Origin of the sequence: Rufibacter roseolus, assembly GCF_017916365.1 — a bacterium.
Lineage (GTDB): Bacteria > Bacteroidota > Bacteroidia > Cytophagales > Hymenobacteraceae > Nibribacter > Nibribacter roseolus.
Window position 1 is genome coordinate 580,095 of record NZ_JAFMSU010000003.1, and the last position, 25,937, is coordinate 606,031.

The 25,937-nt window shown below is 53.3% G+C and carries 28 protein-coding genes; 11 read left to right on the forward strand and 17 right to left on the reverse strand.

Annotation, left to right across the window (positions count from 1 at the left end):
• The first annotated feature begins 247 nt into the window (after positions 1-247).
• The 3 genes from J3P35_RS18235 (at position 248) to J3P35_RS18245 (ending at position 4,509) form a co-directional block, all read left to right on the forward strand.
• Positions 248-2,053 (forward strand): glycoside hydrolase family 3 protein, encoded by a 1,806-nt coding sequence (locus tag J3P35_RS18235; RefSeq protein ID WP_210466167.1) that lies wholly within the window; start codon positions 248-250, stop codon positions 2,051-2,053.
• 100 nt (positions 2,054-2,153) lie between these two features.
• Entirely contained in the window at positions 2,154-3,443 is a 1,290-nt protein-coding gene (locus J3P35_RS18240; protein ID WP_210466168.1) for an exo-beta-N-acetylmuramidase NamZ family protein, read from the forward strand.
• A 28-nt stretch (positions 3,444-3,471) separates the two neighbouring features.
• Complete coding sequence (locus J3P35_RS18245; RefSeq protein ID WP_210466169.1) at positions 3,472-4,509, forward strand: sulfatase-like hydrolase/transferase; 1,038 nt, start codon at positions 3,472-3,474, stop codon at positions 4,507-4,509.
• Between the two features lie 94 nt (positions 4,510-4,603).
• On the opposite strand, the gene J3P35_RS18250 is transcribed toward J3P35_RS18245, so the two are convergent.
• From J3P35_RS18250 to J3P35_RS18265, 4 genes are all read right to left on the reverse strand, one after another.
• Positions 4,604-5,389 (reverse strand): CDP-alcohol phosphatidyltransferase family protein, encoded by a 786-nt coding sequence (locus J3P35_RS18250; protein WP_246850352.1) that lies wholly within the window; start codon positions 5,387-5,389, stop codon positions 4,604-4,606.
• An 18-nt stretch (positions 5,390-5,407) separates the two neighbouring features.
• The gene (locus J3P35_RS18255) at positions 5,408-5,797 is read right to left on the reverse strand and encodes a GtrA family protein (protein ID WP_210466171.1); all 390 of its coding nucleotides are present in this window, start codon (positions 5,795-5,797) and stop codon (positions 5,408-5,410) included.
• A 289-nt stretch (positions 5,798-6,086) separates the two neighbouring features.
• Complete coding sequence (locus tag J3P35_RS18260) at positions 6,087-7,412, reverse strand: inositol-3-phosphate synthase (protein ID WP_210466173.1); 1,326 nt, start codon at positions 7,410-7,412, stop codon at positions 6,087-6,089.
• A gap of 124 nt (positions 7,413-7,536) precedes the next feature.
• Positions 7,537-7,860 (reverse strand): hypothetical protein, encoded by a 324-nt coding sequence (locus J3P35_RS18265; RefSeq protein WP_210466815.1) that lies wholly within the window; start codon positions 7,858-7,860, stop codon positions 7,537-7,539.
• Positions 7,861-8,173: 313 nt separating this feature from the next.
• On the opposite strand from J3P35_RS18265, the gene J3P35_RS18270 reads away from it, so the two are divergent.
• Positions 8,174-8,545, forward strand: a complete 372-nt coding sequence (locus J3P35_RS18270) for an SPW repeat domain-containing protein (RefSeq protein WP_210466175.1) — start codon at positions 8,174-8,176, stop codon at positions 8,543-8,545.
• A gap of 121 nt (positions 8,546-8,666) precedes the next feature.
• On the opposite strand, the gene J3P35_RS18275 is transcribed toward J3P35_RS18270, so the two are convergent.
• From J3P35_RS18275 to J3P35_RS18310, 8 genes are all read right to left on the reverse strand, one after another.
• Positions 8,667-9,626, reverse strand: a complete 960-nt coding sequence (locus J3P35_RS18275) for a bestrophin family protein (RefSeq protein ID WP_210466177.1) — start codon at positions 9,624-9,626, stop codon at positions 8,667-8,669.
• 37 nt (positions 9,627-9,663) lie between these two features.
• Positions 9,664-10,560: an SdiA-regulated domain-containing protein gene (locus J3P35_RS18280; RefSeq protein ID WP_210466179.1), complete on the reverse strand. Its 897-nt coding sequence runs from the start codon at positions 10,558-10,560 to the stop codon at positions 9,664-9,666.
• Between the two features lie 132 nt (positions 10,561-10,692).
• Positions 10,693-11,136: a PepSY-like domain-containing protein gene (locus J3P35_RS18285; protein ID WP_210466181.1), complete on the reverse strand. Its 444-nt coding sequence runs from the start codon at positions 11,134-11,136 to the stop codon at positions 10,693-10,695.
• A 164-nt stretch (positions 11,137-11,300) separates the two neighbouring features.
• On the reverse strand, positions 11,301-12,584 hold the full coding sequence (locus J3P35_RS18290) for a sensor histidine kinase (protein WP_210466183.1): 1,284 nt from the start codon (positions 12,582-12,584) through the stop codon (positions 11,301-11,303).
• Positions 12,581-13,258, reverse strand: coding sequence for a response regulator transcription factor (locus J3P35_RS18295; protein WP_210466185.1), 678 nt, complete (start codon positions 13,256-13,258; stop codon positions 12,581-12,583). The genes J3P35_RS18290 and J3P35_RS18295 overlap by 4 nt, the downstream gene beginning before the upstream one ends.
• Before the next feature lie 130 nt (positions 13,259-13,388).
• Entirely contained in the window at positions 13,389-13,649 is a 261-nt protein-coding gene (locus J3P35_RS18300) for a hypothetical protein (RefSeq protein WP_210466187.1), read from the reverse strand.
• A 13-nt stretch (positions 13,650-13,662) separates the two neighbouring features.
• On the reverse strand, positions 13,663-13,854 hold the full coding sequence (locus tag J3P35_RS18305) for a hypothetical protein (protein WP_210466190.1): 192 nt from the start codon (positions 13,852-13,854) through the stop codon (positions 13,663-13,665).
• Between the two features lie 24 nt (positions 13,855-13,878).
• Entirely contained in the window at positions 13,879-14,307 is a 429-nt protein-coding gene (locus tag J3P35_RS18310) for a hypothetical protein (protein WP_210466192.1), read from the reverse strand.
• 349 nt (positions 14,308-14,656) lie between these two features.
• Here J3P35_RS18310 and J3P35_RS18315 point away from each other — a divergent pair, with 349 nt between their 5' ends.
• Together J3P35_RS18315 and J3P35_RS18320 are read left to right on the forward strand one after the other, a co-directional pair.
• Entirely contained in the window at positions 14,657-15,895 is a 1,239-nt protein-coding gene (locus J3P35_RS18315; protein WP_210466194.1) for a helix-turn-helix domain-containing protein, read from the forward strand.
• A 96-nt stretch (positions 15,896-15,991) separates the two neighbouring features.
• Positions 15,992-17,485 (forward strand): S41 family peptidase, encoded by a 1,494-nt coding sequence (locus J3P35_RS18320; RefSeq protein WP_210466196.1) that lies wholly within the window; start codon positions 15,992-15,994, stop codon positions 17,483-17,485.
• A gap of 325 nt (positions 17,486-17,810) precedes the next feature.
• Here the strand turns inward: J3P35_RS18320 and J3P35_RS18325 are convergent, their stop codons facing one another.
• Complete coding sequence (locus tag J3P35_RS18325; RefSeq protein ID WP_210466198.1) at positions 17,811-20,084, reverse strand: Tex family protein; 2,274 nt, start codon at positions 20,082-20,084, stop codon at positions 17,811-17,813.
• A 254-nt stretch (positions 20,085-20,338) separates the two neighbouring features.
• On the opposite strand from J3P35_RS18325, the gene J3P35_RS18330 reads away from it, so the two are divergent.
• Both J3P35_RS18330 and J3P35_RS18335 read left to right on the forward strand, forming a co-directional pair.
• Complete coding sequence (locus tag J3P35_RS18330) at positions 20,339-20,725, forward strand: hypothetical protein (RefSeq protein WP_210466199.1); 387 nt, start codon at positions 20,339-20,341, stop codon at positions 20,723-20,725.
• 201 nt (positions 20,726-20,926) lie between these two features.
• Positions 20,927-21,112, forward strand: coding sequence for a hypothetical protein (locus tag J3P35_RS18335; RefSeq protein ID WP_210466200.1), 186 nt, complete (start codon positions 20,927-20,929; stop codon positions 21,110-21,112).
• Between the two features lie 108 nt (positions 21,113-21,220).
• On the opposite strand, the gene J3P35_RS18340 is transcribed toward J3P35_RS18335, so the two are convergent.
• Positions 21,221-21,814 carry a hypothetical protein gene (locus J3P35_RS18340; RefSeq protein ID WP_210466201.1) on the reverse strand — a complete coding sequence of 198 codons (594 nt, stop codon included), beginning with the start codon at positions 21,812-21,814 and terminating at the stop codon, positions 21,221-21,223.
• Positions 21,815-22,081: 267 nt separating this feature from the next.
• Between J3P35_RS18340 and dinB the strand changes: the two genes are divergently transcribed.
• Both dinB and J3P35_RS18350 read left to right on the forward strand, forming a co-directional pair.
• Positions 22,082-23,143: a DNA polymerase IV gene (gene dinB / locus J3P35_RS18345; protein WP_394371299.1), complete on the forward strand. Its 1,062-nt coding sequence runs from the start codon at positions 22,082-22,084 to the stop codon at positions 23,141-23,143.
• A gap of 99 nt (positions 23,144-23,242) precedes the next feature.
• On the forward strand, positions 23,243-24,049 hold the full coding sequence (locus tag J3P35_RS18350; RefSeq protein WP_210466203.1) for a class I SAM-dependent methyltransferase: 807 nt from the start codon (positions 23,243-23,245) through the stop codon (positions 24,047-24,049).
• A gap of 30 nt (positions 24,050-24,079) precedes the next feature.
• Here J3P35_RS18350 and J3P35_RS18355 read toward each other — a convergent pair whose 3' ends face one another.
• From J3P35_RS18355 to J3P35_RS18365, 3 genes are read right to left on the reverse strand one after another with little or no spacing between them, the layout of a single operon-like run.
• Complete coding sequence (locus J3P35_RS18355) at positions 24,080-24,331, reverse strand: hypothetical protein (RefSeq protein ID WP_210466204.1); 252 nt, start codon at positions 24,329-24,331, stop codon at positions 24,080-24,082.
• A gap of 48 nt (positions 24,332-24,379) precedes the next feature.
• On the reverse strand, positions 24,380-24,619 hold the full coding sequence (locus J3P35_RS18360; RefSeq protein ID WP_210466206.1) for a hypothetical protein: 240 nt from the start codon (positions 24,617-24,619) through the stop codon (positions 24,380-24,382).
• A 28-nt stretch (positions 24,620-24,647) separates the two neighbouring features.
• The gene (locus J3P35_RS18365) at positions 24,648-25,184 is read right to left on the reverse strand and encodes a DUF7935 family protein (protein ID WP_210466208.1); all 537 of its coding nucleotides are present in this window, start codon (positions 25,182-25,184) and stop codon (positions 24,648-24,650) included.
• Positions 25,185-25,393: 209 nt separating this feature from the next.
• Between J3P35_RS18365 and J3P35_RS18370 the strand changes: the two genes are divergently transcribed.
• On the forward strand, positions 25,394-25,744 hold the full coding sequence (locus tag J3P35_RS18370) for a HesB/IscA family protein (RefSeq protein WP_149092542.1): 351 nt from the start codon (positions 25,394-25,396) through the stop codon (positions 25,742-25,744).
• Positions 25,745-25,937: the final 193 nt, after the last annotated feature.

A 25,937-nucleotide genomic window follows, 5' to 3' on the forward strand; every position in this document is an offset into this window, starting at 1 on the left:
CTGCAGTTGCCAAGCGCCCATCAGATGGTGAAACAGCTCGCCTTTTACCGGCTCTTTGCCAATCCAAGGCTCTTACAGGCGGTCATGTGCAGCCCTTTAAACCGTTAGGTTTGCCTCCTCAAAAAATGATTTTACTATTTAGGCTCAGCTGTCAACCAACCTGGAAAGATAGCGTAAGGTAAAGGCTTTTAGATGGGTGCTTTCTCCTCCCCCGGCCCCGGAAAACAGAACTTATTGCCAACCCAACATGCCCAAACTCTCTGCCCTAACCCGTGCTTTTCTTCCCTTTTGCCTTATGCTTTTCCTGGCCGGTATTTGCTTTATGGGTTGTAAAAAGAAGAATCCGCACGCAGAGGAGACGGTGGTTTTCAAGCCCGAGCCCATCTCACCGGAAGACACCATCAAATACCCCAACGCCCTTATCACCACGCTAAACCGGAAGAACAAGTGGGTAGACTCGGTGTTCCGGCGCATGACCCCAGATGAGCGCATCACGCAGTTGATGATGATTGAGGTGTTCTCCAACAAAGGACCGCAACACGAAGAAGACGTTCTCCGGCTCATCAGGCAGTACAAGGTGGGCGGGCTTATCTTTTTCCAGGGCGGCCCGATCAGGCAGGCAAAAATGACCAATCGTCTGCAGGCCGCCTCCAAGATTCCCCTCTGGATTGGCATGGACGCCGAGAACGGCATTGGCATGCGCATGGACAGCGCTATGCAGTACCCATTGCCCATGCTGCTGGGCGCCATCAACAATGACAGCCTTATCTACCAGATGGGCGCAGAGATGGCTTTTGAGTTCAAGCGCCTGGGCATGCACCTCAACTTCGCGCCGGTGGTGGACGTGAACAACAATCCGCATAACCCCATTATCAGTTACCGGGCCTTTGGGGAGAACAAGAATGATGTCAGTTCCAAGAGCCTGGCCCAGATGATGGGCATGCAGGACAACGGCATCATTGCCACGGCCAAGCACTTCCCCGGCCACGGCGACACCGATGTAGACTCGCATTATGACCTGCCCATCATCCCTTTCGGCCGCAACCGGCTGGATTCCCTGGAGTTGTACCCTTTCCGGCACCTCATCCAGAGCGGCGTGGGCGGCATCATGGTGGGGCACATCCATTTGCCCAAACTGGACTCCACCGCCAACCTGCCCGCCTCCCTCTCCAGACCTATCGTAACGGACATCCTCCGGAAGGAACTCGATTATAGCGGGCTCATCTTCACCGATGCCATGGTGATGAAAGGCGTAACCAAGTACTTCAAACCCGGCGAGGCCGAGGTCATGGCGTTGGAGGCCGGCAATGATGTGCTGGAACGTTTGGTAAGCGTGCCCCAGGCGCTGCAGGCCATCAAAACCGCCATCCGGGAGAAACGGTTGAGCCAGAAGGAGATTGACCGCCGGTGCCGGAAGGTCCTGGCCGCCAAGTACTGGGTAGGGCTGAACAAATACAAACCCATTGTGATTGACAGCCTTTACCGCGACCTGCATGCCCCGCACGCCCATGAAATGCTCCGGCGTCTCTCAGAAGGGTCGCTCACGCTACTGCAGAACAAACGCAAGATCATTCCGCTGGAAGAGAAAAAGCGCCGCACGGTAGCCAGTCTGGCCGTGGGTGGCACCAAAAGCACGTTTTTCCAGAAACAGATCAAAAACAAGCTCACCACAAAAGACTTCTTCCTGCCCCGCCGAACCAACAAAAAAGACCTGGAGAAACTCCGGAAGGAATTGCTCAAGTATGATTTGCTGCTCATCAGTATTTACGGGCCCAGCATCAGGCCCAGCAATAACCTGGGTTTCAGCCCGCAGGAGCGTGCTTTGGTGAACGAACTCATCCGGAAAAAGCGGAGCGTGGTGGTGCTGTTTGACAATGCCTACACTTTGAACCGCTTTGAAGACGTGAACCAGGCCACGGCCTTGGTGGTGGGCTACCAGCAATTACCGGCAGTACAGGCGGCCGCGGCCCGGCTGCTCACCGGCGAGCTCACCCCACAAGGCAAACTGCCCGTGACCGTGAATGACAAATTCCGGTACGGCGACGGATTGTAATTCCTACCATCTGCCTTTTAGGGCCATTTTTAGAAAATCAGCTGTAAAACAGGGGCGCAGATAAGGAGATAAAAACCAGCAACTTTGCTATATTGGCCTTATGATCCGACTTCTGCCCTCCCGTGTCTTTTGGCTTTTGTGTCTCTTCTTTCTGGTGCTCTCCCCGGCCTTTTCCCAGGACCGGAAAGGAGCCAAAGCAACTGTTCCCGAGGACCGGGTGATCATCGGCATTGAACGGCTGGTCACCCCCGAGTTTCTGCCCTTTATTCAGAACCGCCGCGTGGCCATCCTCACGAATCATACCGGCGTCATGCCAGACAAAGGCCATATTGTGGACCTGCTGCACGCCCGCTCAGATGTAAAGGTGGTGAAACTCTTCAGCCCGGAGCACGGCATCCGGGGCGAGGCTGATACCCACGTCTCTGATGACGTGGACAAAAAGACGGGCCTCAAGGTCATCTCGCTGTACGGCAACGTGCGCAAACCCACCCCCGAGATGCTCAAAGACGTGGACGTGCTCATCTTCGATATCCAGGACGTGGGTGCCCGCTACTATACCTACATCGCTACCATGCAGGCTGTGCTGGAGGCCGCCGCCGAGAACCAGAAACTGATGATTGTGCTGGACCGTCCTAACCCCATCACCGGCCTGTACTTGGACGGCGGAGTAGGCAAAAACGCGAATGAACCCGTAACCAGCCCCAATTTCCTGCCCATTACCCACGGCATGACGGTGGGCGAACTGGCCCGCATGTTCAACGGCGAGCGAAAAGCAAAAAAACTGGCCCAGGCCGAGCTCATGGTGGTGCCCATGCGCCGCTACAGCCGAGGCCAGTGGTTTGACCAGACCGGCCTGCCCTGGGTTAAGCCCTCGCCCAACATGATCAATCTTACCACGGCCACGCTGTACCCGGCCACCTGTATCCTGGAAGGCACCAACGTCTCGGAGGGCCGGGGCACCATGCAGCCCTTTGAGTTCATTGGCGCGCCCTGGATTGACGGAGAGAAACTGGCCCGGCAACTCAACAGCTACAAACTGGCCGGCGTCACCTTCAAGCCGGTGCAGTTCAAACCAGACAGCGTGGTAGACGGTATCCGGATCTATCCGCCCAAGTTTGTGGGCCAGACCTGCTACGGCGCCCAGGCGATAGTCACCGACCGTAATAAGTTCGAATCGGCTAAGGCCACCGTGTACATTATCCATGCCTTGAAAGCGCTGTATCCTACCCAACTGGAGTGGAAGAACACCCGCCTGGACGGCCTCTGGAAAACCGATGTCACCCGCCAGCGCCTGCAGGCCGGTGACCAACCCAAAGACATCCTCTCGGCCTGGGCCGATGAATTATCCTATTTCAAAAAAGTGAGAGCCCGATACCTGCTATATCCGTAAAAGCAGGCTTTAAACCTTTGAGCACTACATGATTATTCGTCTCCTACTGCATTCTGTCTTTTCTGGCTTGTTGCTGAGTTCATCCTGCCAACCGTCTAACCCAACCTTTGCCTCAGAGCAAAGACCTATTGTTTCAGAACAGAAAGCGGCCGTGGTACCGCAGCCCGCTTCCGCTGTACTTCAGCCCAGCGGCACCTACGCCACCCAGAACGTGGTACTGGTGGTGATTGACGGGGTGCGGTATTCAGATTCCTGGGGAGACGCTTCGTTCAGCAACATTCCGCACATGGCTCGGGAATTGGCGCCCAAAGGCGTTTTCCACCCCAAATTCTATAACAAGGGCGTCACCAAGACCAACCCGGGGCACGTGGCCCTCACCACCGGCCATTACCAGCAGATCAGGAACACCGGTGGCGAGTTGCCTAAGCTTCCGTCCGTTTTCCATTACTACCGCCAGCACACGGGCGCTCCTGCCACCGATGCCTGGGTCATTACCAGCAAAGACAAACTGGAGATCCTGGCCCGGACCTACAGCTCAGACGAAGCCGCTAAGTTCGCGCCTTCCACCAGCAGCGGGAACAACGGCCTCAACTCCGGATATCGCCCAGACACCACCACCATCAGGGTCGCTAAACAGGTTTTCACCCAGCACAAGCCCAAACTGGTGCTCATCAACCTGCGCGAGCCCGACTCTGAGGCCCACGAAGGCAACTGGGAAGGTTACCTCAAAGCCATCAAGCAGAGTGACCGTTTAGTGGCCGATTTATGGAAATGGCTCCAGAAACAGCCCCACTACCGCAACAACACCACCCTGCTCATCACCAACGACCACGGCCGCCACCTGGGCGACCGCTTTGATGACCACGGCGACAGTTGCGAGGGTTGCCGCCACATCAGCCTGCTCATGCTGGGTCCCGATGTAAAACCCGGCACGGTAGCCTCCAAGCCCCGCTCGCAGGTAGACGTGGCCGCCACCATGGCCGAGTTGCTGGGCTTTCCCCTTCCCAAACGCGACGGTGAACCCATGCTGGAACTGTTGACGCCAACCCGCCACATAGGTGACTAAGCAAAAAAGCGTTTGGGGCCCGTTTTCTGGGAAACGGTCCCCAAACGCTTTTTTGCTTAAATCTGAAGTTGAAAAGAATACTTCCGCTGGGTGCCTACTGGTTCAAGGCCTGATTTTTCTCTTTCATTTCAAGGGCTTTGCGGGCTTCCATTAACCGGGTGAACGCGGTGACATTGGTGAAGATGGCCAACACCGTAATGGGAATGGTGAACACCGACATGGTCTCAAAGATGTGGAAAGGCAGACCTGGTACGCGCAGTTTGTAGTCGCCGCCAATGAGGTAAGCCGTGAGACCGCAGAACATCCCCGCCAGGGCAATCAATACCACCCGCTCGGGCCGCTGGAAGAAACCGCCTTTGCACTCCACTCCTAACCCCTCGGCGCGGGCGCGGGTGTAACTCACCATCATAGACCCGATCATGGCAATAAAAGCGAAGAGCGAGCTGAGGAAATAATGGTGGGCCATGAGATAATAGCAGATGCCCAGGAACATGATGAGTTCACTGTAGCGGTCCAGCACCGAGTCATACAACGCCCCGAAGGTAGAGCCCATGTTGCCCATGCGCGCCACCTGCCCATCCAGCATGTCAAACAAACCGGCCATCATGATCAGGAACCCCGCCCAGCCCACATAGGAGAAATCATTGCGGTTCTCGCTCTCCCCGCCAACCACAAAGATGATGGCCACCCCCACATTCAGGATAAAACCGGTAGTGGTAACGGCGTTGGGAGTAAAGCCCAACCTGATGAGGAGCCGCACAAAGGGATTGACTATTTTGTAGATTCCCTGCTGCAGAAACACCTTCCAGGCTTTCTCGCCGGTGCCTTTCTTTTTCTCAAAAGTAGAATCTACCTTCATTTTTTCTCCGGTTGCTTCCATGGGTGCAAGGTCAAGGGATTAGCTGTATGTGGTGTCCTTTTTGAAAACGAACTTCTTTTGCATGAGGTAATTGTAGCCAACCCCCACCAGGATAGAGACAATGACTTTTGAGATAAGGTAACTTACCCCGGAGTAATGCGTGATCACGAAGACACCGGCGGCATTCAGAAACAGACTCCCCATCCAGATGATGAAGTACCTGGAAGCCTGCACCAGCAAACTGGCATCCTCAGCGTGAAAAACCCATTCCCGGCCCAGGGCAAAATGCGTGATCCCGCCCGAGGCGGTACCCAGAACAGTGGCCAGCACATACCAAGCCCCTAACAACTCCACAGCCAGTACGGTCACCAGAAAGTCTACTACCGTGGCGGTCATAGAGGCCGTCTGCGCCTTTAAAAAGGTGAGCATCTGATATAGTTTTACGTAAATCAAAAATGGAAGAAAGCGGTGGATGCAGCCCTGAGCCCACTTCACTTTAGGCCTTCTAAGCACTTTCCCGTTTGCCAGCCTATGGGCTCTGAAAGTCCTGTGGCTGCCTGGAAAGTGGAACCGCATCCATCCTGTGAGCACTCATACGCAATAGTTGCCTAAATGGCTAATCAGGCAAGCAATTGTGCCCTTTTTCTTAGCAATGCCCTCTTTCTTTCATTTTTGCCCCGCGGATTTGACCTGGCGTTTTGCCACCCATACGCTAGAATTATAAGGTATCTACCAAGTCCTGGTAATAGTCCAGCCCCAGGTGGGTGATCAGGTCCTCGCCCATGAGGTGACGCAGGGTGTTCTGCAGTTTCATGAGCTGCTTGAAGATATCATGCTCCGGAGCCAGTCCCTCGGCGGTCTGCGGCGATTTGTAGTAGAAGCTCAGCCATTCCTGGATACCGCTCATGCCCGCGCGCTGCGCCAGATCCGTGAACAAAGCCAGGTCAAGCACCAATGGCGCAGCTAAGATGGAGTCGCGGCACAGGAAGTTGATCTTGATTTGCATCTGGTACCCCAGCCAGCCGAAGATGTCGATGTTATCCCAGCTCTCTTTGTTGTCGCCGTGGGGTGGGTAGTAGTTGATGCGTACTTTGTGGTACATATCGCCGTACAGCTCGGGGTTGGATTCCGGCTTGAATATCTCGTCCAAAACGCTCAGTTTGGAGACCTCTTTGGTTTTGAAGTTCTCGGGCGCGTCTAAAACCAATCCGTCGCGGTTACCCAGGATGTTGGAGGAGAACCAGCCTTTCACGCCTAGCGCCCTAGCATGCAGACCCGGCGCCAGGATAGTCTTCATCAGGGTCTGACCGGTCTTGAAGTCTTTACCGGAGATGGCAATGCCGTTCTCTTTGGCCAGCTCCACCATGGCGGGAATATCTACCGTGAGGTTAGGGGCGCCGTTGGCGAAGGGCACACCCATTTTGAGGGCCGCGTAAGCATAGATCATGCTCGGGGCAATCCGCGGATCGCTTTGCCGAAGTCCCTCTTCAAAAGCGGCAAGCGTCTCATGCACCTCGGCGTGTTCAATGTAGATCTCAGTGGAGCCGCACCACACCATGACCAGACGGTCGCAGTTGTTGATCTCCTTGAAGTTGCGGATGTCTTCCATCAGCATCTCGGCCAGTTCCATCTTGTCAGCGCCTTCTTTCACGTTGGTCCCAACCAGGTTGCGGGCATAGGCTTTGTCAAAAACCGCTTGCATGGGCACAATGCGCTCCAGTTCGGGCTTCACGGCGTGCAGCAGCATGGGCTCCAGTACCCTGGCGTTGACGGCGGCCTCAAAGACGTTGTCTGAGTACACATCCCAACCTCCAAACACTATATCAGACAGTTCCGCCAGCGGCACGAAGTCTTTGATGAGCGGGTGTCGGTTCTCAGTGCGTTTCCCTAACCTGATGCGGCCCATCTGGGTGAGCGAGCCCACCGGTTTGGCCAAGTCTTTCTTCACGGCCTCCACCCCGGCGATGAACGTGGTCGCGACGGCGCCCAAGCCCGGTATGAGGATCCCTAGCCTTCCCTCTGCTGGTTTCACTTCGTAGTCCATAGTGCTGTTGTTTAGATTGTAAGATGAGGTTCTCAATAGTCTAAGCGCATAAACTATGGCATAAGTTATCTAAAATCCTTTTAACGCCGCTATGTAAGAACCCTTATTATCAGCGGTTTTTATACTATAAAAAATAAGCCTGCTCTGGTTTGGGCCAGCGCAGGCTCAGAGGAAAACAGGCAAAATATAATCCCATTTTGGGTTCCAAGTTAATTTTCAGGAAATCAGCCCTGAAACGGTGTGGTGCTTTCCAAAGAGCTGTCAAGAAGCGCTTCTTCGTTTGAGGAATCCGGCGGGGACTTAGGCCATCGGCCCGATTTTCTAAACGCTTCCTGCACAATTCATTCATTTCGGCCATTGTACTTCTGAACGCATCTGCGGCCCACTTCACCAAGGCTTTCATTATATCTGCGATCATGCGCAGGGCAAATGATTTTTTCTCGGTCATTGGCTTGGGGTGTAAGGTTCAGGCATTCACCACGGGGGGGATGCTTCTATCTGAGCAGAGGACTACCATGAGACTTCATGCGATGGCAACCCTGCGTCTCTTCCACGCGCCACCCCAGCACCACGCTAATTATGATAGGGTTACAAAGCTTATCCTTGGCTGTAAATCAGAGTTGACAAGAAGAAATTTTTTCTCACAAACCGTACTTACCGAATAGTAACTACTTAAAAATCAGTCAAAACACTACAAGCCATCTCATTTCTGCCTCGTATAAAAATAGAGTTGTTTATAGGTTTAAAAGAAGGAGGTTCTTATGCGGATTATCCCATCCACTATCCATGGTTTCATGGATTATCTCATTGCCATCTTATTGATTGCCTCTCCGTGGCTGTTTGGCTTTTACCGGGGCGGGATAGAAAGTTACATTCCCATTGGGGTGGGTGCCCTCATTCTGGTGCAGGCCCTTATAACCCGCAACGAGACCGGGGTCATGAAAGTAATACCCATGTCGGCGCACCTCATGAGTGACCTGGCCATTGGGTTGTTTCTGGCTTTGTCGCCGTGGCTGTTTTTCTTCCATGATTACATCTGGGAGCCGCACTTCATTGTGGGACTGCTCATTACCGGACAGGCCATTCTCACCCAAATAGCCCCGGCAAGGACCGTGAGCAAGGAACGGTTCTGAGGCTTCCCTGCGGACTGTTGACAAAAAGGAGGTTCTCCCGTTTCAGGCGTGTTTTCTCCAAACCACGCCTGAAACGGGAGAACCTCTTTTAAATAAAAGCCTCATGAAAACGGACGCAGGGCTACAGCATTATGCCTTGCTTCAGGTCCTTGGGCTGAGGGAAGTTCTTATCGCCCCAGTGCTCTTTGAGGTTGGTTTCAATAGACAGCGAGAGTTGGGTGAGTGGCACATCTTCCAGGCGGTTCTCAAACGGGTCTTCCATGCGTTCGCCCACCAAATCCAGGCACAGAAACACGAAGGAGATGATCACCGACACCGGGATGCTGGCCCACCCGATCTCCTCCACAAACACGAAGGGCAGCAGCGAGGCGTGGATGAACACAAACACCCTGGAGAAGAAACTGTACTGCCGCGGAAAAGGCGTGTTCTTGATCCGTTCGCTCCGGCCCTGGATGTTGTTGAACTCCACCAGCGTCTGCTCCAGTTGCACAAACCGGTAATCTGAGAGCCAGCCCCGCTGGAAAGCCTCCTTTAAGTCATCGCCCTGCACGTTGAGCAGGTAATTGGGTGGATTGTTTTTATGCCAGAAAGCCTCGTACTCCTCCGGGGAGAGAAAGGCTACTGTGTCTGTGTACTCGTTCGTCTCCTCAAAGATCTCCTCCTGGCGGGTGCTGTTGTAAGGCTTTGGCTTGCGCAGGAAAACCCGCAGGCCGTGCACAAACGCCAGGTGTCGATACACCATGCGGTACTGCAGTTTCTTCACCAGTTCGGCATCCTGCGGGTCGGTGGGGATGATCATGGTTATGACCTGCCGGGCCCAGGAACGGCTGCTGTTCACCAACTGCCCCCAGATTTGGCGGGCCTCCCACCAACGTTCATAAGCGTTGCTGTTCTTGAAACCCAGGAAAATGGCCAGGGCGGTACTCAAAGCGGTAAGGGTACTGAACGGCAAATGCAGTTGCAGCACCTCAAAATAGTCGTGGAGCAGGAACACCGCCACCGAGAGCAGCAGGTAATACAGCATGCTTTTCCAGGTGTAATGGACAATGACCTCCCACTTCAGGTTTCTATCTAAAATCATAACGCGCAGGTTTTAGAGGGTAGAACAGCAAAGGGGCTTATCTTGTTTGGGCAAGGTTCACCCGCAGGATGTTGGCGGGCTCTTTTTTGCCTTCGTTGGAGATGAACAACTCACCCGAAGGGCTGAACGCAATCCCCTCTGGCTTGTAGAAAGCCGCATCGTCCAGTTTGTGCCGCTTCCTGATGCTGCCGTCATGGTTCAGGATAAACAACTGCGGATTGGAGGCCTCGGTGAGGTAGATATCCCCGGTTACCGGGTGAATAGCGATCTCGGAGGGCTGCCAGCCTTTGCTCAGGGTTTTGGCTTTTCCCTGGGGCAACTGGGGATCTTTAAGGTTCAGCCTGAAGATGGGCTCCGCCGATAAGGATTTTGAGCCCAGGTCAAACGCGTACACGCCTTTGAAATCTGGTACGCCAGGCTCCTCGCCTTTGATGGCCAGCAGCAACCGGTTCTGTTTCGCGTCATAGGTGAGACATTCCACGTTATGGGCCTCAGTGAGCGGAGTGGAATACTCTTTTATCTGCGGCGCTACAGACTGCCAATTGCCCACTTCAAACAGGTGCCCGTCACTTCTCACCACGTAAGCGGTATTGCCTACCAGCGTAATGCCCTCGTAGTCTCCGGCGGCCCCAAAGGTTACCTGCTTTTCAATCTGGTTGGTGTTGGTGTTGTAGACGAAGATTACGCCGGCCTCGTCCTGCACGCAGGCAAAACGCCCGTCTCCCAGGAACGCAATGCCAGATACCTCGCGCAGGATCTCGGGCACCTCCCATTTCTGGTTTACCTGCACCGCCGCCGACGCGGGCTCCAGGGTTTTCTTCTTTTTGGCCTTTTTAGGTTTTTCGGGCGCTAAACCCTGCGCAGTGCTATTGTCACAGGCCATGGCTGCCACAGACAGCAACAAACTCAGGCATATTATCTGAAAACGTTTCATATCTAGGTTCTTTATTTGATGGATAAATGCGCAGGAATGCCTCGTCTGGAATCCTGCTGATTATTAAAAGTGTTTACGAGTCGATTTTACCGAATGGCCCTGAAAACGGGCACTTTTACCGTGGCAGGCAGGCTAATCCCAGAAAGCGGTCTCCTCTAACTTGCCGTTGGCGTCGTACACTTTTTTGAGGTCGCCGTTGCTGTTCTCCAACTCCACCTGGTACAGCACCTTCCCGTTTTGCTCCACCTTCTCAAGGTCATCCAGGAGGTAAGCCTTAAAATCGCGCTGCACGGCCGCCAAAACAGGGGCCGGAAGTTCTGAGGCCACGATATCCTGTTTATGGGCCAGCACCTGGCCGGCAGGGTTCACCAAAGCCGCATGTTCTGTTGTCCCCATGGTAAACTCAGCTTCGTAGAGGTTGCCTTCTTTTTCCCATTCAACGTCTTTGGCGGCCGGGAATTTCACTTGCAGGGCATTCTGCACCAGAGAAGGCATTTGTGTAGGCGTGATGTGCTGGTTGCAGCTCCAGAAGGTGAAACCAGCGGGCAGCATGGCTAAAATCAGTGCTTTTTTCATAGGTCTAAAGGTTAGCTTCTAAAGTTATTGTAAGCCAAAGGTCAGACCCGAAACAGGAAAGAATTGGGAATCTTAAAAGGAAAGAGAAAAATTCTGAAGCTTCATGCGCCCATTTATAGCAATGAAGTAGAAGCGTTTCAGGCGCTGTTTTCTAAAAACGGACTCTAAACCGATGCCACGGCTTTCTGGAAAGTAACCGTAAACGTGTGCCCCTGCCGGTAACCATACGCCACCCGAAAACCATACAAGTCACAGATGGCTTTCACGATGGATAACCCCAACCCGGTGGAAGTCGCCGCCGAGGTTTCTTTGTAGAAACGGGTGAAAACTTTTGCCCCGTCCAGCGGCGCCTCTTGCCCGGCGTTTTCTACCGTGAGTTCCTGTTTAGACAACCCGATGCGCAGAAAGCCTCCGTTCACGTTATGCACGATGGCGTTCTTGATCAGGTTCACCACCAGCATGGCAGCTAAATCTGGGTTCATCTGCAGCGATACGTTTTCCTGCACCTGCAAATCCACTGCAATGTCTTTATAACTCAACTGATCCTCAAAATCAAGCAAGGTCTTCTGCAGAAGCATTTCCAGAGGCACCGGTTCTTCCTGCGCAAACTGCCGGTTCTCAATCTTGGACAGCAAGAGCAGGGTTTTGTTCAGGCGCGTGAGGCGCTCCAAGTTCTCCATCACGGACCCAATTTGCTGCAACTGGTCTTCGTGCAGCGGCTGGCTCTCGGCGAGGAGCTCCAGTTTGTTCAGGCTGATGGCCAGGGGGGTCTGCAACTCGTGCGAGGCGTTTTCAATGAAGGCTTTCTGGTTCTGGTAGGTGGCCACGTTCTGCTGCAACAGCTTCTCCACGGTCTGGTTCAGGAGCTGAAACTCCTCTATGTTCGTTTTCTGCACCGGTACCGTTTTGGCCTCTTCCAGCCGGAAACTTTGCAGGCGCTGCAGAATGTGGTAGAAAGGTTTCCAGATGCGTTTCAGGAGCAGGTTATTGAGCACCAGAATGCTGCCCACCAAACCCAGATACAGCCAGAGAAGCGAATAGAGCAAGTCTTCAATGAGGTCGTCTTCCTCTACCATGGAGGTAATGACCCGCAGTTCATAGTACTGGTCTTCTTTCCGGAACACGGTGGTGAGCATGCGTACGGGCTCAAAGTCCTGCTCGTTCTGCATGTACATGAGTGTGTCCTGGTAGCGGTCTTTACGGTGCACGGCCAAGGTGAACGGAATCTCCTTGATGCTGAAATACCCGGCCTCAAATTCTTTCTGCCGAAGCACGGTGCTGTCCCGGGTGGCTTTCTGCACCACCAGGATCTTCTGGTTCTCCAGGCCGTCGTCCATGCTGTCATAGATCTCGTCCAGCATGTTGAAGTAGAAGAGCGCCGCCCAAACGGAGATTACCACCAGTAGCAGCCCCGCAAAGTAAGAGGTGGCGTAGTTGAGCAGTTTCATGCCGCCACCAGTTTATACCCGATGCCGTAAATGGCCTGGATTTCTATTCCGGCGCCGCAGTCTTTGAGTTTCTTGCGCAGGTTCTTAATCTGGGAGTAGATGAACTCGTAGTTATCCGCTTGGTCAATGTAGTCGCCCCAGACGTGCTCGGCCAAGGCGGTTTTGCTCACCAGTCGGTCTTTGTTTGTGACCAGGTAGAGCAGGATATCGAACTCCTTGCGGTTGAGCACCAGTTCCTGGCCAGCCACCCAAACCTGGTGCTTATCGGGGTCTATCTGCACGTTCTGGAGCTGGTGGAGGTGCTGGCCATCGAACTTCCTTCGGCGCAAAACGGATTTCACGCGGGCGTGCAGCTCGGCCATGTGGAACGGCTTGGGAAGGTAATCATCGGCGCCCAGTTCCAGGCCCTGGATCTTGTCATCTACGGAGTTACGGGCCGAGACAATGATCACGCCCTCGGTTTTCTGCTGCTTTTTGAGCTCCTCCAAGATCTCCAGTCCGCTGCCGCCGGGCAGGTTGATGTCCAGCAGAATGCAGTCATAGGTGTACACGCCCACTTTCTCCAGCGCACTTTCATAATCAGTGGCGGTTTCTACCAGGTATTGCTCCTGCTTTAAAGAGCGCACCAGCGTGTCCAGCATCTGGGGTTCGTCTTCAATCACCAGTATTTTCATGGCCGTAGGGTTTGCCCGCAAATACGGCGGGAAATCTGGAAAGAGTTGGGAATTCCTGAAGAAAGATGGATTTATAAAGAATAAGGGAGAACGGCCGTTTCAGGGCCACTTTCCTAAAAACGGCCCCGAATCAGAAACGGGTGACTTTGCCTTTGGCATCCCAGTGGCTGGATTTGAGCGTGACGCCATCGGCCTCAAACTTGAGGCGGCGCACATAGCGCTCGCCGGTGATGCTGCCGTCTGGCTTGCGTTTGCCTATATATAAGGTGATGGGGTGCCCCTGCTTATCCGTGATGAAGGTGATGTCGTTGCCGGAGTACACATCGTCCACGCGGCTCTCCGGCGCAAAGGTTTTATTCAGTTTGGCTTCCAATCTGGGGCTTAGCGGCATGGCAAAGAAACGGTTAGGAAACGGTGTACGATTGCAGAATGGACAACGCCTCGGCTTCCTCGGCCTCCACCACCTCGTCTATCACCGATTGGATTTCCTGGTCTGACCACTGCGCCTGCTCGGCGGCTTTCACAAATACGCCCAGGGCCACAAAGCGGCCACCTTCCAGGGGAAGAATCACTTTTACTTTTTTGCGGATGTTCATGCGGAATGAAAAATCGTTTTGGGGCTATTTTACGGAAAACAGACCAAAATCGCTAAGTCCGGAGGTCTTTTCCTGGGCCCACCGCATGGCGGAGTTCACCTCCTGAAAGTACTCCACCTCGGCGTGGAACTTAGGCCGAAGCGTGGCCACCATGCTGCTGACTGCCATCTGGTTGAAGATATCGTCTGAGATCACGAAAGCCAACCGCTTGATGCCCAGCAACTGGAACTGCGGAAACCAGGTATTTAATGTCCATTCCTGATCGGCCTGCCGGATGACTTTCATGTGCTTCATGTCCATGACCCAACTCTGGAGGTTGGTCTTGCGGGATACCTGCAAAGCCTCGGTCATGCCGTCACGGTAGGCATCACTGGGCACAAAACCTTGCCAGTGCAGCACCAGAAGCAGGTGCAGCCGGTCGGTTTCCATTTGCAGGTAAGACTCAGTCTCCATGGTTTAAGGTTGTCTTTTTCATGGCCCTTATCAGGGCGCGGGAAGGCTTATCTGGATAACCCCTAGGGCAACCTTCATCATTCTATTAACTTATTTTGGGGAAAACAGGTTTTGGAGGCAAACAACAAATGAATTGTACATAGGTAATATTTAACCTCTTCCATGCTGCCAAGGCTATGCTTTTGATAAAGCAGCGCCAAAAGGCCAGCTTTGCGGTTTGCTCCTGCCCTTCTATACGGGCCCCAAAGAGGGAAGTGACCAACGGATAACCATAAGCAGAATTGACAGGAAAGCAGGAATCACCTTCCGGGATTTTTGATTATTTTGGGTAGGTAAAGCATAAAAGGCGATGTCTACGCAAACGGTACAGATCATTTTAGTGGGCGGAGCGGTACAGGGCCTGGTTTTGGCTTTCCTGTTGGCCACCCGCAAGGCAAACCAGCTGGCCAACCGGCTGCTGGCTACCCTTATTCTGCTTATCTCGCTGCAGTCTGTTTTGGTGGCCTTTGATACCCGTGACTTTTTTCTCACGTTTCCGCACCTGAGCAAGGTAAGCTGGCTGTTGCCCATGCTTTTTGCACCACTCATCTACCTGTTCACGGTGAAGCTCACCCATGAAAGACCCCGCTTGCGCGGACTGGATGCCATTCATTTCACGCCGGCGGTGCTGGTGTTCTTCAACCTGCTGCCTTACTACCTGAAAAGCCGGGAGGAGAAAATTGCCTATCTCAATGACTTTGAGCTGGCTTCTAAAGATGACTTCGGGTTTATTGGGCAGCTGGCCCTGGCCATGGTCATTTTCTACGTGATCCTTTCCTTAGGGGTGCTCAAACGGTACCGGGCCAGGATCATGGAGGCGTTTTCTGAGTTGGAAAAGATCAGGTTGCAATGGCTGCGGCAGTTCCTCTTCTTCATGCTTTTGATTGTGGCAGTGGCTACGGTTTCTTTCTACGCGAAGAAGTGGGACATTCCCGTTCTCACCGAGATTTACCGCTACCACCTCCATTACTTCGGGGTAATCACCCTCATTTACTGGATCGGGTACAAGACGCTTTCACAGCCCCGCATTTTCACCTCTGCGCCTCCGGTCTTTTCTGAGACCGTGGCTATTCTCCCAGAGCCCGTGCCTGCCCCCGTGCTGCAAACCCACCAGGAAATCGCCATTGATGCCGTTCCCTCGGGTTTAGGGCCTAAATACCAGAAATCGGCCTTAAAAGAAGAAGACGGTCAGCTGTACCTGGAGCAACTGCTTTCCTTCATGGAAACCGAGAAACCTTACCTGCAGCCTACCCTCACCATCCAGGAACTGGCCGAGAAGCTGGGTGTCTCCAAGCACCACCTTTCCCAGATCATCAATAACCGTCTGGGCAAGAACTTCTATGATTTCATCAACCATTACCGGGTGGCCGAGGCCCAACTCATGCTGGTGGACCCTAAATTCAAGCACTTCACCAACCTAGCCGTGGCCGAGGAAGCCGGTTTCAACTCAAAGGCCACGTTCAACGCGGTTTTCAAAAAACAGACTGGAAAGACGCCGTCTGAATACATCAAAACTCACGCAGAAGGCCGTCTGAACTTAGCGGATTAGATAGAAACACCTCTTTAAACAAGTCTGAACTTAGCGGGCCGGACGATTCGCGTCTCAGGGCCGTGTAGGTTTGCAGCGTTCAATCAGTTAAAACCTATGAAATCAACATTCTTGAAACGCTGTCTATTTTCGCTGTTCATGCTGGGCTCGTATCCGGGCCTGAGCCAGACAAACCCCACTGCGTCCGCCCCCACGCAGCAGTTCACGCCAGCCCAGTTGCAGGAGGATCTCCACTTCATGCACCAGGTGCTAAACGAGGCGCACCCCGGCATGTACCGCTACACCTCCAAAGCACGCTTTGAGGAGCTGTTTGACAGTGTAGCCCAAACCCTCAACCGGCCCATGACCCAGCAGGAGTTCTTTGTGGCCGCCACCCCGCTCATCGTGGCCCTAAAAGATGGACACGTAAAGTGGATGCCCCGCGAGCGGAAACACGGCCAATACTACTACAACCTGGACCAGCTCTTCCCGCTGGAACTGCACTTCACGGGCAAGCAGGCGCACCTGGTGTACAACATGGCAGGCACCTCCGCTATCCCGCTGGGTGCTGAGATTGTCTCCATCAATGGGTTGTCCACGGAAAAAATGGTAGAGAAACTTCTGCCCACCGTTTTCTTTTCTGATGGCAACAGCCAGGCCGTGAAGTGGCTCTCGCTGGACAAGTTCTTACCTTTCTACTACGGCACGTACATTGGCGCCTCCCCTAGCTATGAGATTGCTTTCCGAGTTCCCGGCAGTCCTTCAGTGCAGACCGCGCAAGTGCCGGCTGTTACTCTGGAAACTATCCAGAAGCTGGAAAAAGAAAGAGAGAGGCCCCAGCAACCGCCCATTAGGGTAGCCTACAAAGACCAGAATACCGCCTTGCTGTCCATAGACAACTTCAACATCTATAAGAACGAGATGGATGTGGAGAAGGTAATGAAAGACATTTTCTGGCAGATGAATGCCAAGAACACCCAGCACCTCATTATTGACCTGCGAGGTAACGAAGGCGGCATTGACAAATGGGGCGCCCTGCTCTACTCTTACCTTACTGATAAGAAGTTCAGGTACTATGACAGCATGCTGGTGCCCAAGAAAGAGAAGTTCACGTTTGAAAAGAACATTATCTGGCTACCTGGCATGTACCCTCTTTACCGCAGGCTCATTTCCAAGACTAAGGGTGGCAATTACACCTTCCGGTTCAAGAAAACGCTGCGGGAGCAGAAACCCCAGAAGAACCCTTTCAAAGGTGAGGTTTACATCCTTACAGATGGGTACAGTTTCTCGGTTACCTCAGAATTCTGCGCCATAGCCCACCACCACAAGCGCGCTACTTTTATAGGCCGCGAGACCGGCGGCGGCTATTACGGCAACACCAGCGGTTTCCATGTGCCCGTGAAACTGCCAAATACAGACCTGGAACTAGCCGTCCCACAATGGAACTACTTTATGGCCGTATCTGGCTACCCCCACAAAGACCGAGGCATCCTGCCTGATTACCCGGTTGAGTACACTGCGCAGGACCTTATCCAGAAGCGGGATGTAGACTTGGAATTCACCATGGAGTTGATCAAATCTAAAAGGGCCTCCTCAGCGCAGGCTAAGTAGAGGCTCAAGACCTTCCCACGCATTCCGTCCCCCCCTTTTGAAGGCCCGGGATGATTACTCTTGCAGATCTTGGCATACTCGAAATGTAGGGGCAATCCCTTGTGGTTGCCCTTGCGTTAACAGAAGTGAAGGGTTCATGAAACGTCCTTGTCATCCCCCTACCCCCTTCAAAGGGGGACAATCAAGTACCGTGCTTCCTTTTTCAAGCCTTATAAGGGGAGTAGACAATTAGAGATATTCCGTTTAGAGCCACCTTTTCCTAAAAGCACCCAAAACAAAAAGGCCAGTGAAAATCACTGGCCTTTTTGTTTTCATAATTAAAAGTCTACCGGAACATGTTCTTCAACTTGTTAAGTTTGGTAGCCATGTCTTCCTCTTCTACCGGAGCGTCACGGCGATTGCTGCCTCCGGTGTTCCCCGGCTTGCGGTCATTATTGCCACGGCTTGGCCTGGCAGTTGCGGCCTGCGGATCTGATTTCATGGAGAGCGCAATGCGTTTGCGACCTACTTCCACTTCCAACACGGTTACTTCTACCTTCTGCCCTACTTTCACCACTTCATGTGGATTGCTCACGAAACGGTCAGACAGGTGGCTCACGTGTACCAGACCGTCTTGGTGCACCCCAATGTCTACGAACGCCCCGAAGGCGGTGATGTTGGTGATGATGCCCGGCAGTTTCATGCCCTGGCGCAGGTCTTTGATCTCGTTCACGCCCTCGGTGAAGCTGAACACCTCGTAGCTTTCGCGCGGGTCACGGCCCGGCTTGGATAGCTCGCTCATGATGTCCTGCAGGGTAGGCAGACCTACGGTGTCAGACACGTATTTCTTCAGGTCTATTTTCTTACGCAGGTCAGCGTTTTTAAGCAGGTCCTCCACGGTGGCGCCCAGGTCTTTGGCCATCTGCTCCACCAGGGCATAACGCTCAGGGTGCACGGCGCTGGCATCCAGCGGGTGCTTGCCGCCCCTGATGCGCAGGAAGCCAGCCGCCTGTTCAAAGGCTTTGTCGCCCAGGCGAGCCACTTTGCGCAGCTCATTGCGGGTTTTAAATGGCCCGTTCTGGTTGCGGTAGTCCACAATGTTCTGCGCCAACTGCGGCCCCAGCCCCGAAACGTAGGTCAGCAACTGCTTGCTGGCGGTGTTCACTTCTACGCCCACGGCGTTCACGCAGCTCATCACCACATCATCAAGGCTGTGCTTGAGCGCATTCTGGTCCACATCGTGTTGGTACTGGCCTACGCCAATAGATTTAGGATCGATTTTCACCAACTCAGCCAATGGGTCCATGAGCCGGCGACCAATGGAAACGGCACCGCGCACGGTGATGTCCTGATCCGGGAACTCCTCGCGCGCTACGTCTGAAGCGGAATAGATAGAGGCGCCGCTCTCGTTCACCATAATAATGGCGATGTTGTTGGGTAAGCCGAGTCCGCGCACGAAGGTCTCGGTCTCACGGCTGGCGGTTCCGTTCCCGATGGCAATGGCTTCGATCTGGTATTTGTGGCACATCACCATCACCTGCTGACCAGCGGTTGTAGCCTGGTGGGCTCCGTTGTGCGGGAAGATGGCTTCGTAGTGCAGCAGTTTGCCTTGCTCGTCCAGGGCCACCACTTTACAGCCGGTTCTGAAACCCGGGTCAATGGCTAATACGCGTTTCTGGCCCAGCGGCGCAGACAAGAGCATCGGTCTCAGGTTATCGGCGAAAACCCGGATAGCTTCTTCATCGGCACGTTTCTTAGAGGAAAGGCGCACCTCGGTTTCCATGTTCAGGCGAAGCATCCGCTTGTAGCTTTCCCTGATGGCAAGTTTCACCTGCTCGGCGGCGGCGTTGTGGCCGGTCACGAACTGGTCTTCCAGGATAGACAGCGCTGCTTCTTCCTCTGGCTGGGCATCCAGCATCAAGACCATTTCCTTCTCGCCGCGGCGCATGGCCAGGATACGGTGCGATGGGGCTTTCTCGATGGGCTCATCCCACTCAAAGTAATCTTTGTATTTCTGGCCTTCCTCCTCTTTGCCCGGAATTACGCGCGCCTTGAACACGCCCTTCTTCTCAAACAAATTCCGGATATTGGCACGAGCCTCGGGGTTCTCGTTCACCCACTCGGCAATGATATCGCGGGCACCAGCCAGGGCTTCCTCGGTTGATTTTACTTCTTTTTCTTCGCTCACAAACGCGGCAGCTTCTGAGGCAACGTCCATGTTGGCTTGCTCAAACAGCCTTTGCGCCAGCGGCTCCAGGCCTTTCTCGCGGGCAATGGTGGCGCGGGTGCGGCGCTTGGGCTTGAACGGCAGGTAAATATCCTCCAGCACAGCCATGGTCTCGGCGGCCAGCACCTGGGCTTCCAATTCTGGGGTGAGTTTCTCCTGGTCTCTCAAAGATTTCAGGATGCTCTCGCGGCGCTTGTCCAATTCCCGCAGCTGTTCCACGCGGTCACGGATTGCGGCAATGGCTACCTCGTCAAGGCTGCCGGTTACTTCTTTGCGGTACCGGGCAATAAAGGGCACGGTGGCCCCCTCGTCCAGCAAAGCCACAGTTGCTTCTACTTGCTTTTGGTTTACTTGCAGCTCCCCCGCAATCGTCTTGAAATGGTTTTCTGGCATGCTAAATAATCGTTCTGAAAAGACTTTGTTCCCTGTTTTACGCGTTTAAAATGGCAGCGCAGGGACTTCAAAGATAAAACTAAATTGGCGGAACCCCGCGCCCCACGACCGGCTTTTATTACTGACCTGCCAACGCAAGCTGGCCCGGTATTTGTATCTTTGCCCAAGATAGGTGGGAACTAAATTTGCGGCCTTTGGCTTTTGAGCCCAGGCTGTAAATGCCCACATAATCTAGATTTACACCATTTACGCATATGAAGAGGATTATCTTTTTGCTGGCCTTGGCCTTCACTACTTTCACAAGCCAGGCCCAGACACCGGCGGTTACCCCCGAGGCCCGCGCCAAAGCCATGACCAGCACCATGACCCAGCACCTGAAGCTGAATCCGGCGCAGGTGAACAAGGTGACTGCTATTAACCTCACCAGCATCCAGCAGCTGGAGCAGGCCAAGAAAGACCACAAAAACAACCCGCGTCAGCTCAAAGCCACCATGGACCTTATCAGCGCCACCCGCCTGGAGTCTTTGAAAGGGGTGCTTTCCGTGACTCAGTTCCAGCAATACCAGCAGCAGCGCGAACGCAAACTGGGGATTCCCTCGCAAGCCGGCACCGGCGGCGTTCCAGAGCAATACAACAACTAAATAGTTAACCGGCCTTTCGGCCGATAAAGAGCAAATCAAATCGCCTTGGTTTTGGGCCTGTTTTTAAAGAAACAGGCCCAAAACCAAGGCGATTCTTTTAATATAATCTGTTTGAAATTTTTCTGACCAAGAGTTATGGAATGTGGACGGTTTAAGCATCGTTGCTTATATTCAATCTTCCACAAAAACTTCAGCGCGCCCATGAAATTCATTGGATTAGGAATGTTCCTGGTTGGTTTGGTTTCCCTATTAGTGGCCACGTTTGGGGCAAACCACTTCTTACTTCTCTGGGCCGATAACTGGGGCAGGCCGCTGGGCTGGACCATCAGGGCGGCGTTCACCACGCTGGGGTACGTGATCTATTACCTGCATCGGCACGATGACTGAGGTTTCTGTTTAGGAGCCGTTTTGGTTCAAATGGCTCTAAAACAGAATCGGCACCGCCTTCTGCAGACGGTGCCGATTGTGCTGTTGTAGGATCAGCCCTTGGGCCATTTACATTTCAAGCAAGCCCAGTAGGATAAACACCAGACCTACGATGGCCGCCAATGCGCCCACCAGGCCCAGTCCTGGGATGATGGACAGCAAAGCACCCGCCACCAACAGAATCAAACCGATTTTGATGTATTGGTTAATGGCGTTGGCTTTCTTCACGGCTTTGGCTTCGCGCATGATCTTTTTGGTGGCCATTTTCACATCCTTCTTGGTTTTAGCCGAGGCCAGGTCATTGGCCAAAGATTTAATGTGGGGGTTGGCTTCCAGAGCAGACGCAACCGCAGCAGAGGTCAAAGGAGCCGTGCGGGCCACTTCCCTTGAGGCTACCGGCTTAACGGCGTTGGCTTCCAAAGCTGTAGCAGACTTTGTATTTACAGGTGCAATGGGAGCATTTGCCTCTGTAGGCTCTGCCTGGGCAATGACCGCCTCCTGCGCAGGGGCAACGGTTTCTGCCGGTGCTGACGTAGCAGGAGCAGCTTTATGGTAAGTAGTAGCGGGCGCGCTAAAGTCATAGTATTGGCCTGAAGAACAGCCAATCATGAACTGGCTTGCCACACCGCATACTAAAAGAGACAGTAAAGATTTGATTTTCATAGTTTAAGGAGGTTAAGAGTGTATGGTTTTAAGGGTAAATAAAAAGAACCTACCTGCCAGACTAGCCCAAGTAGGTTTCAAAGGCTAACTTCGCAGTACGTAGACTAACGCCGCAAGTTCACGAATCATTTTACAATGCAAAGCCTGCAAATGTTTTTCGGCTGAAAATCAGGAGGAAAAAATTCAAACAAGGCTTGCGCCGCACCCAAAAACAGGTCTAAAAACCCTTTTGGGTCCATGTTTTCTTACTATCCAAGGACAGCAATTTTGCGCAAAATCATCCACATAGACATGGACGCTTTCTTCGCCTCGGTGGAGCAGCGTGATAACCCGGCTTTGCGCGGGAAACCCGTGGCCGTGGGCGGTACCAAGGCGCGGGGCGTGGTGGCGGCGGCCAGTTATGAGGCGCGGCAGTTTGGCGTGTATTCGGCCATGCCTTCGCAGCTGGCCCTCAGGAAATGCCCGCACCTGATTATGGTGCCCACGCGCTTTGAGGTCTACCAGCAGGTCTCAAGGCAGATAAGGGAGATTTTCCTGCGCTACACCGATCTGGTGGAGCCGCTTTCCCTGGACGAGGCGTACCTGGATGTGACGGAAAACAAGTTTGGGTTGCGGTCTGCCATGCTTATCGCGCAGCGCATCAAAAACGAGATCCTGCAGGAGACGCGGCTCACGGCCTCGGCGGGCGTGTCTTTCAATAAGTTTCTGGCCAAGGTGGCCTCGGGGAAAAACAAGCCCGACGGCCTCACGGTGGTGCTGCCAGACGAGGCCGAGGCCTTTGTGGAGGCGCTGCCCATTGAGAAGTTCTACGGCATAGGCGATGTGACCGCGGCCAAGATGAAGCAGCTGGGCATCCACTCCGGTGCCGACCTGAAAAACCGTTCTGAGATGGACCTGCGCCGCCACTTCGGGAAATCAGGCTCCTATTTCTACCAGATCGCCCGCGCGCAGGACGATAGGCCGGTGGAACCCAACCGCATCCGCAAGAGCATCGGCTCGGAGCGCACCTTCGGGCAGGATCTGGAGACCGAGGAAGAGATGCTGCCGGAGCTGCAGCGCCTGGCCGAGGAAGTGGCCTATGACCTGCACCGGCTGGAGGCCTCGGGCAAGACCATCACGCTCAAGCTCAAGTACCACGATTTCACGAACAACACCCGCAGCAAGACCTTCTTCTCCTCGGTGCGCGCCGAGGAAGTGCTCCTGGACATTGCCCTGGACCTGCTGCGCACGCCGGCGTTCCCCAATAAACCCGTCCGGCTGCTGGGCATTACGGTCTCTAACCTCAACTACGGCAAGCACCAGGGCGGTCAATTGTCTTTCCCGTTTTAGGCGAAGCACAAGGATTTCCTTTATAATCGGCTAACTCCCGGCCAACATCCTGTGCTAATCGTTTTTTGCTTATTTTCATCTAAACAAGATGAAAACGCCATGGATGCCTCTGCCGACTACATTGAGATGAACCGACATGCCTGGAACCTGCGCACGGGTGTGCACAAAGACTCCGCCTTTTATGACCTGATTTCCTTTAAACAGGGCAAAAACAGCCTGAACCCGCTTGAACTAGAAGCGCTGGGCGATGTCAGCGGAAAAAAGCTGCTGCACCTGCAATGCCATTTCGGGCAGGACACGCTTTCCTGGGCTCGGCTGGGCGCAGAAGCCACCGGCGTTGATTTGTCTGATGAAGCCATCGTGCTGGCGCGGCAACTGAATGAAGAATTGGGGCTGGATGCGGAGTTTGTGTGCTGCAATGTGTATGACCTGCCGCAGCACCTGGAAGGCCAATTTGATGTGGTGTTTACTACTTACGGCGTTATAGGCTGGTTACCAGATCTGGAGAAGTGGGCCCAGGTGGTGGCGCACTTCCTGAAACCGGGCGGCACTTTTTTCCTGGCGGAGTTCCACCCTGCCGTCTGGATGTTTGACAATGAATTCACCCGCGTGCAGTACTCCTACTTCAACAACGGCGGCCCTATCATTGAAGAATCTTCGGGCACGTATACAGACCGCGATGCGCCTATCCATTACACCGAGTACTCTTGGAACCACGCATTGAGCGAAGTCTTAGGCGCCCTGCTTAACCAGAACCTGCAATTGCGAGAAATACAGGAACTGCCTTACTCCTACTATAACTGCTTCGCGAACATGGTACAGGGACCCGATGGCTTCTGGCGCATCAAAGGCATGGAAGACAAACATCCGCTGATGTACAGTTTGAAGATGGTCATGGGCACTTAAAGTAACCGAAGCAAAATACAATTCTTTGCCTTAGTTTACCTTCAATGAGTTCAGGATTTGATGGGCCGTATGTTGCCATGTACTGCGTTCTTTCTCCAGACAATTAAAGGTGGCCAGAAACAGTTTTCCGTTCACATCTGTGAAGAACATGAGGTTGTATATCTCCTGGTCTATGGCTGGCGTCACCAACTCAAGGTAACCTACTTTTCTTCCGTTGATGACCTTCACGCCGCTGCTCACCCATTTGGCCGAAGGAATAGAGGTCTTGAAACTACCAATCATGCTTTGCTTAAAGGCTTCCATTTGCCCTTGGGCCGCCGAGGTAGCAAGTTAGTTAACCGCCACATTGGTTTTGGCCGAACTGTCTGTGTACGCCATGGTAGGCCGCCGCTCTGAGGGATATTTAAGCTTGAGAAGTTCCTTCGTCATTTCCCCAAACGCAGCCGGCACCAGGATTTCTACTTTTTTGTTGAGGAGTTGCTTTTTCGTCAGGGAGATATCCTGGGCATGCACCGAGACACTTACCAGACCCAATACAAAAACCAAAAGAACCAATAAATTTCTGTTCATTCTAAAAGGCTTCATCTAGACTAAATAGTTAAAAAATCTCGTGCAGCTCCCGCTTCAGGAACTGGATGGAATGGGCCGTGGGGTCTACCTCGTTGTGCAAGACGGTCTCCAGCACGCGTTTGGCCAGCTCCGTTCCCCGGCTTTTGTCCTGCAGGTTCTGGTAATTCTGGTTGATCATAGATACCACGTCTTCTTTGGCTTTCTTCACCTGCTGCCAGGCCGCCTCGCTCATGTACAGCTGTTGAGAAAGGTTATGGGTGTACTCGGCCCGGATTTCCTGCAGCAGCTGGGCCTGGAAATCTGAAGCGGTTAACCCAGAGGGGCTCACCCTTAAAAGTAAGTTGCTAGGCGTGATGCGCTCCAGAAACAGGATGATGCGCTCGTAGGCCTGCAGCCTGATGGGCAGAATGGTCTCACTGTTCTTCAGCCGAATGTCCAGCACCTTTTTGCGATAATCGCGCTCCAGATACCGTTGGGTTAAAAGATACATGGCGCCGCCCACCACCAGGGCCGGCAGCGAGCCCAATAAAACTAAAAGTACAATGGAGGAAGTGTCTGTGGTCATGTTTTTTTGTTAGTGGCCCTGGTTCATGCCGTCTGAAGCAGAAACAAGCCTGAGTCAAATAGTACGCGTAATCGCAAAGTAAATATCGGTAAAAAATTGATGTGGTGGCCGCTGAATCATTTTCCCTGATTTTCGGTTACCCATAGTATAGCGCCGAAGCGTAGAAACAGCTTAGTTTTTAGTAACTTTACAGCGCAAAACCCACTGTTATGGAAAGCACGACTATAAAAAAAGCCCCAATTTCACTCACTGAGCGTGCCCTGCACGAGGTGAAAGTGATTATGAAAGATAAAAACGTACCCGAAGAATACGGTTTACGGATTGGCGTACAAGGCGGTGGCTGCTCTGGCATGTCTTACCTGCTAGGCTTTGACAAAGCCAAGGATGCCGATGAGATTTACGAACTGGACGGCGTACAGCTGATCATGGACAAAAAACACGGCATGTATGTAATGGGCATGGAAGTAGATTTCCAAGATGGCCTGAACGCCCGCGGATTTGTCTTCAACAACCCGCAAGCCAAAAGCACCTGCGGTTGCGGCAGCTCTTTCTCCGCCTAACAATCCCCGCCTCAACTTCTCAAAAGACCTGTTTTCTAGCAGGTCTTTTTTTATGCCTGATTAAAGCTGTTTAGTAAAGGCCAAGGTATGGCGTAGAGGGTAATTTTCTCAATATTAGTCTTGCTCTGGGAAGGTAGCGCCCTTCCATCCTACCGGAGACGTCGTTGCAGTGCAACGACGCTACATATTACAC

What these genes read in the sequence shown, in the direction of transcription:
- J3P35_RS18365 (WP_210466208.1), bottom strand. Translation starts at nt 25,184, where the DNA reads ATGACCACAGACACTTCCTCCATTGTACTTTTAGTTTTATTGGGCTCG.
- J3P35_RS18285 (WP_210466181.1), bottom strand. Translation starts at nt 11,136, where the DNA reads ATGAAAAAAGCACTGATTTTAGCCATGCTGCCCGCTGGTTTCACCTTC.
- J3P35_RS18340 (WP_210466201.1), bottom strand. Translation starts at nt 21,814, where the DNA reads ATGAAAATCAAATCTTTACTGTCTCTTTTAGTATGCGGTGTGGCAAGC.
- J3P35_RS18255 (WP_210466171.1), bottom strand. Translation starts at nt 5,797, where the DNA reads ATGCTCACCTTTTTAAAGGCGCAGACGGCCTCTATGACCGCCACGGTA.
- J3P35_RS18335 (WP_210466200.1), top strand. Translation starts at nt 20,927, where the DNA reads ATGAAATTCATTGGATTAGGAATGTTCCTGGTTGGTTTGGTTTCCCTA.
- J3P35_RS18355 (WP_210466204.1), bottom strand. Translation starts at nt 24,331, where the DNA reads ATGATTGGTAGTTTCAAGACCTCTATTCCTTCGGCCAAATGGGTGAGC.
- J3P35_RS18360 (WP_210466206.1), bottom strand. Translation starts at nt 24,619, where the DNA reads ATGAACAGAAATTTATTGGTTCTTTTGGTTTTTGTATTGGGTCTGGTA.
- J3P35_RS18315 (WP_210466194.1), top strand. Translation starts at nt 14,657, where the DNA reads ATGTCTACGCAAACGGTACAGATCATTTTAGTGGGCGGAGCGGTACAG.
- J3P35_RS18240 (WP_210466168.1), top strand. Translation starts at nt 2,154, where the DNA reads ATGATCCGACTTCTGCCCTCCCGTGTCTTTTGGCTTTTGTGTCTCTTC.
- J3P35_RS18245 (WP_210466169.1), top strand. Translation starts at nt 3,472, where the DNA reads ATGATTATTCGTCTCCTACTGCATTCTGTCTTTTCTGGCTTGTTGCTG.
- J3P35_RS18250 (WP_246850352.1), bottom strand. Translation starts at nt 5,389, where the DNA reads ATGGAAGCAACCGGAGAAAAAATGAAGGTAGATTCTACTTTTGAGAAA.
- J3P35_RS18310 (WP_210466192.1), bottom strand. Translation starts at nt 14,307, where the DNA reads ATGGAGACTGAGTCTTACCTGCAAATGGAAACCGACCGGCTGCACCTG.
- J3P35_RS18275 (WP_210466177.1), bottom strand. Translation starts at nt 9,626, where the DNA reads ATGATTTTAGATAGAAACCTGAAGTGGGAGGTCATTGTCCATTACACC.
- J3P35_RS18270 (WP_210466175.1), top strand. Translation starts at nt 8,174, where the DNA reads ATGCGGATTATCCCATCCACTATCCATGGTTTCATGGATTATCTCATT.
- J3P35_RS18290 (WP_210466183.1), bottom strand. Translation starts at nt 12,584, where the DNA reads ATGAAACTGCTCAACTACGCCACCTCTTACTTTGCGGGGCTGCTACTG.
- J3P35_RS18260 (WP_210466173.1), bottom strand. Translation starts at nt 7,412, where the DNA reads ATGGACTACGAAGTGAAACCAGCAGAGGGAAGGCTAGGGATCCTCATA.
- J3P35_RS18300 (WP_210466187.1), bottom strand. Translation starts at nt 13,649, where the DNA reads ATGCCGCTAAGCCCCAGATTGGAAGCCAAACTGAATAAAACCTTTGCG.
- J3P35_RS18305 (WP_210466190.1), bottom strand. Translation starts at nt 13,854, where the DNA reads ATGAACATCCGCAAAAAAGTAAAAGTGATTCTTCCCCTGGAAGGTGGC.
- J3P35_RS18265 (WP_210466815.1), bottom strand. Translation starts at nt 7,860, where the DNA reads ATGACCGAGAAAAAATCATTTGCCCTGCGCATGATCGCAGATATAATG.
- J3P35_RS18325 (WP_210466198.1), bottom strand. Translation starts at nt 20,084, where the DNA reads ATGCCAGAAAACCATTTCAAGACGATTGCGGGGGAGCTGCAAGTAAAC.
- J3P35_RS18370 (WP_149092542.1), top strand. Translation starts at nt 25,394, where the DNA reads ATGGAAAGCACGACTATAAAAAAAGCCCCAATTTCACTCACTGAGCGT.
- J3P35_RS18235 (WP_210466167.1), top strand. Translation starts at nt 248, where the DNA reads ATGCCCAAACTCTCTGCCCTAACCCGTGCTTTTCTTCCCTTTTGCCTT.
- J3P35_RS18280 (WP_210466179.1), bottom strand. Translation starts at nt 10,560, where the DNA reads ATGAAACGTTTTCAGATAATATGCCTGAGTTTGTTGCTGTCTGTGGCA.
- J3P35_RS18295 (WP_210466185.1), bottom strand. Translation starts at nt 13,258, where the DNA reads ATGAAAATACTGGTGATTGAAGACGAACCCCAGATGCTGGACACGCTG.
- J3P35_RS18350 (WP_210466203.1), top strand. Translation starts at nt 23,243, where the DNA reads ATGGATGCCTCTGCCGACTACATTGAGATGAACCGACATGCCTGGAAC.
- J3P35_RS18320 (WP_210466196.1), top strand. Translation starts at nt 15,992, where the DNA reads ATGAAATCAACATTCTTGAAACGCTGTCTATTTTCGCTGTTCATGCTG.
- J3P35_RS18330 (WP_210466199.1), top strand. Translation starts at nt 20,339, where the DNA reads ATGAAGAGGATTATCTTTTTGCTGGCCTTGGCCTTCACTACTTTCACA.